2 protein-coding genes and 1 pseudogene are annotated in these 4,474 nt (G+C 65.7%); all 3 read right to left on the bottom strand.

Features of this window, described 5'->3' with window-relative positions:
• On the bottom strand, nucleotides 1-1,170 hold a 1,170-nt coding region (locus EN884_RS27040; protein ID WP_128360830.1), incomplete at its 3' end, for a 6-hydroxynicotinate reductase.
• The gene (locus tag EN884_RS27035; protein ID WP_063169736.1) at nucleotides 1,167-4,001 is read right to left on the bottom strand and encodes a molybdopterin-dependent oxidoreductase; all 2,835 of its coding nucleotides are present in this window, start codon (nucleotides 3,999-4,001) and stop codon (nucleotides 1,167-1,169) included. The genes EN884_RS27035 and EN884_RS27040, both read right to left, overlap by 4 nt.
• A pseudogene (locus tag EN884_RS27030) lies at nucleotides 3,998-4,474 on the bottom strand (FAD binding domain-containing protein); the annotation flags it as partial. The gene EN884_RS27035 and the pseudogene EN884_RS27030, both read right to left, overlap by 4 nt.

Here is a 4,474-nt window from a genome sequence, read left to right as displayed (position 1 = left end):
GGCGCGCAGCGAACCGCCGGCGCCGCCGATGAACAGCACCGTGCACAAAGCCGGCTCGCAATTGTCCTCGATCAGGCCGACCGATTTTTGCAGCCGTTCCGGAAACGGTTTTTGCACCGGCTTCAACTCGTCGTCGAGCTCGTAATAGGCGAATTGCTCGCCGGTGGTCGAAACCATCAGCAGCGACAGGCCCGGCCGCGCACCCTTCTTGGCGTTCCACTCGCCAAGGATCGACAGCGGGTCTGAAATGCTGGTGCCGCCCCAGCCGAGGCCTGGCTCGGACACCTTGAAATAGCGGCCCGGCGTCGAACGGCGGCCGATGATCTTTATCCCTGTGTCCTGCCAGCCCAGCACCTTGCCGGCCTGATGCTCGGAAACGACGCCGGTGATGTGGTCGTCGACCACCACCACCTCGTCGACAAGGCCGCGCCATTGCGTGGCGAACATGCCGATGGTCGCCGAGCCGCAGCCGACGCGCATGCGATGTTCCTGCTTGCCGTCGATGACAGGCGCTTTGCCGGCTTCGACTGTTATGGTGGCGCCGCCGTCGATGGCGAGTTCCACCGGCTTGCGGTTGCACAGATTGAGCAGCGCGTCGCAGGTGGCGCGTCCTTCGGCCTTCGAGCCGCCGGTCAGATGATGCACGCCGCCCAGCGACAGCATCTGCGAGCCATACTCGCCCGTCGTGACATGGCCGATTGCCTCGCCTTGCGATCGCACAATAGCCGTCTCGGGTCCGATATGCCGGTCGGTGTCGATCTTCACCTTGACGCCGCAGTACGAAAAAATGCCTTCCGTGACGACGGTGACGAGATCGACGCCTTCGACTTCCTGGCTGACGATGAACGGCGCCGGCTTGTAGTCGGGATAGGTGGTGCCGGCGCCGATTGCGGTGACGAAGCGGCGGCCGGTGTTGACCAGTTCGCCGTCCCATTGTTCGCCCTCGGCGACGAACGGCACGATTGCCGCGCCGGCCTCGGCCGCATGGTCGAGGATGGTCAGCGGGTCCATCCGCACGATCCTGCCGCCGACATTGCCGTAGCGGTCGCAGGCGCCGGTGCGACCATCAGCGATGTAGCACATCACCGGACAGGCATCGCAGCGGATCTTCTCCGCCACCAGCTTCTCACCGGGATCATGGGTTTCGAAGCGTTCGGCAAGCTCGCTCATCGGCGTGCCTCCTTTTCGCGGATGCCATCTTTTTCGCGGATGCCAGCGCGGATACGCGTCGGCGTCGCCGGAACCTTGGTGATCAGAACGCCGGTGGCGTGGCGGATGGCGTTGAGGATTGCCGGCGCAGTCGGGATCAGCACATGCTCGCCCAAACCCTTGGCGCCAAAGGGTCCTTCCGGATCCGGAACTTCTATCAGGATGGTCTCGATCGGCGGCACGTCGCCAATGGTCGGGATGAGATAGTCGTGCAGGTTCTCGGTGCGGCCGGGGATGTACTCTTCCATCAGCGCCATGCCGATGCCTTGCGCGATACCGCCCTCGATCTGGCCTTCGGCCAGCAGCGGGTTGATCGCCTTGCCCACATCATGCGCGGCGGTGATCTTGATCAGCTTCACCGTGCCGAGCTTGAGATCGACCTCCAGTTCGGCGATCTGCGCGCCATAGCCGTAAACGGCGTAGGGTTTGCCCTGGCCCTTGGCATCGAGGGGCAGCGTCGGCGGGTCGTAGGTCTCCTCGGCGCGGAAGACGAAGCCCTCGGCATCCAGATCCAACGTCGTGAGGTCGATGCGGCGCGTGGCTTCTCCCTCGCGGATGACGATCGCCGGGCCGTCGAGTTGGAGAGCGGCTTTTTCCGAAACATTGGCGAAACGAAGTATCTTTTCACGCAAGGCGCGGCCGGCCTTCTCGGCCGCCTTGCCGGTGACGAAGGTCTGGCGCGAGGCCGATGTCTTGCCGGCATCGGGAGTAATTGATGTATCGGCGCTCTTCAGCTGGAATCTCTCCAGCGGCAGGCCGAGCGCGTCGGCGCAGATCTGGGCGATGACCGTGTTCGAACCCTGGCCGATATCGACCGCGCCCTGGTGCAGGATGACCGTGCCGTCGGCCGCGATGCCGACCCGAATGGTCGACGGATTGGGCAGCGAGGTGTTGCCGCAGCCATACCAGCAGGACGCGACGCCGACGCCGCGCTTTCTATCTGTGTTGGCGCTGTTGAATGCCTCCGCATCGGCCGCCGCGCGCGCCCAGTGCGGCCGCAGCGATTCGAGGCATTCGGCAATGCCGACGCCGGAGTCCAGAAGCTGTCCTGTGACCGTTTCGGAGCCGTTCCGAAGGCAGTTCTTCAAGCGAAAATCGAGCCTGTCCATGCCGAGCTTGCCGGCCAGCTCATCATAGAGGGTCTCCTGCATGATCGTCGCTTGCGGCACGCCGAAGCCGCGGAAGGCGCCGGAGATCGGCCCATGCGTATGGATGGCGCGGCCTTCGGCGCGGTAGTTCGGCGTCGCATAAGGTCCGGAGGCGTGCACCGGCACGCGGTTGGCCACGGTAGGGCCCCAGCTTGCATAGGCGCCGGTGTTGAAATCGCCTTCGAAGATCATGCCGGTGACAAGGCCGTCGGCATCGGCGCCGATGGTTGCTTTCATCTCGGCCGGATGGCGCTTGGTGGTCGACATCATCGATTCGGTGCGGGTGTAGGCAAGTGCCGCCGGCCGCCCAGTCTTCATCGCCACAAGGCCGATCAGCGGCTGCAGCGAGACGTCGAGCTTCGAGCCGAAACCGCCGCCGGTCGCGGTCGGCACGATGCGCACCTTGTCGACGGCAAGGCCGAGCACCTTCGCCGTCTCGTCGCGGTCCATATAGGGCGCCTGGGTGCAGGCGACGACGACCAGCGTGTCGCCGTCCACATAGGCATAGCCGGCTTCCGGTTCGATATAGGCGTGCTCGACATAGGAGGTGTCGATGACGCCGGACACCGTGAACGCTGCACCGGCAAGGGCCCCTTCCGGATCGCCGCGTTCGACGAAGCCGGAGGTCAGCAGGTTTGCCGGTCTGTTCTCATGGATGAGCTTGGCACCGCCGGCGCGCGCTTCGCAGGATTGGAGAACATGCGGCAATTCGGTCCAGCGGATCGGAAAATCCGAGAGGTCGATATCGAGCATCGCCTCGCGCTCGCCAGCGACCAACGCCACCGCCTCACCGCGAAGGCGGGCAAACCCTTCGGCCAGTGCCGGCTGGTCGGCGAAGGGGCCGATGACGCCGAAACAGTTTTTTCCCGGAATGTCGGCGGCGGTGAAGACGCCGGCGACACCGGGATGTGCCTTCGCCCAGCCATCGAGGTCACCGAAGGCGAAGCTGGCGTGATAATGCGGAGAGCGGATCACCAGTACCGCCAGTGCATCGGCGGGGAAGGAATCGCTGCCGAATTTCTCAGCCCCGGTGACCTTCGGCACGCCGTCGAGCCGGATGGGCGAGGAACCGATCGCGTGGCCTGACCGGGGCAAGCGGAAATCCAGGCTTGCTGCCTGCAGGGAGGCATCCATCACTGCGGCAATGATCTTCCGGTAGCCGGTGCAGCGGCACAGAATTCCGCCGAGCGCGTCCTGTACCTCGACCTCGGTGGGGCTCGCCTTCTTCTCCAGCAGAGCCGTCGCCGCAACCAACAGGGCGGGCGTGCAAATCCCGCACTGCGCAGCGCCATGGGCAAGGAAAGAGGCCTGCAACGTCGACAGCCGGCCGTTGGCAAGCCCTTCAACTGTCGTCACCGATGCGCCGGCAGCGGACGCCGCCGACATCAGGCAGGCGCAGACGGGATCGCCGTCGACCAGCACCGTACAGGCGCCGCAATCGCCGGCATCGCAGCCGACCTTGGTGCCGGTCAGCCCCAGTTCGTCGCGCAGCACCAGGGACAGTCGGCGCAGCGGCGGCACATTGACCGATACGGCGCTGCCATTGACCTCGAAGGCGATGTCAACGCGCTCCGGGCCGCGAGCAGGCCGAACGGCGCCCAGGTCGGGCACTGCTTCACGCACGTCAGGTTGAACCTGGCTCATGCCGCCACCTCTTCGCCAGTCGTCCGCCCCACAGCCGCAAGCACGGCGCGGGCAACAATCTCGCGCACTGCATCAAGCCGGTATTCGGCGCTGCCGCGCACATCGGCGATCGGCGACAGTTCGCTCATCGGCGCGGACAGGACCGCATCGGCAAGCTCGCCATCCACCGGCAGCCCGCACAACGCGGCTTCGACGCCGGCCAGCCGCTTGGCCACCACCGAACAGGAGCCGGCCGCGACCGCCGCTTGCCGGACGGTGCCATTGTCGACGGCCAGACGTGCTGCCACCATGGCGATGGAAATGACGAGGTAGCGCCGGGCGCCGAGCTTGACGAAAGCCGACGTGCCGCTGGGCTTCGGCACGCGGATCGCCGTGACCATCTCACCGGGCAGCAGAGCCGTGCGGCGGTTGCCGAGAATGAAGTCCTGCAACGGCAGGTGCCGCGTCGCAGCCACCGAGCGCAGCTCGACCCC

Origin of the sequence: Mesorhizobium sp. M7A.F.Ca.AU.001.01.1.1 (assembly GCF_004022735.1) — a bacterium.
GTDB lineage: Bacteria > Pseudomonadota > Alphaproteobacteria > Rhizobiales > Rhizobiaceae > Mesorhizobium > Mesorhizobium ciceri.
Note: the sequence above shows the minus strand (reverse complement) of the source record. Positions and strands in the feature narration are given on the sequence as shown.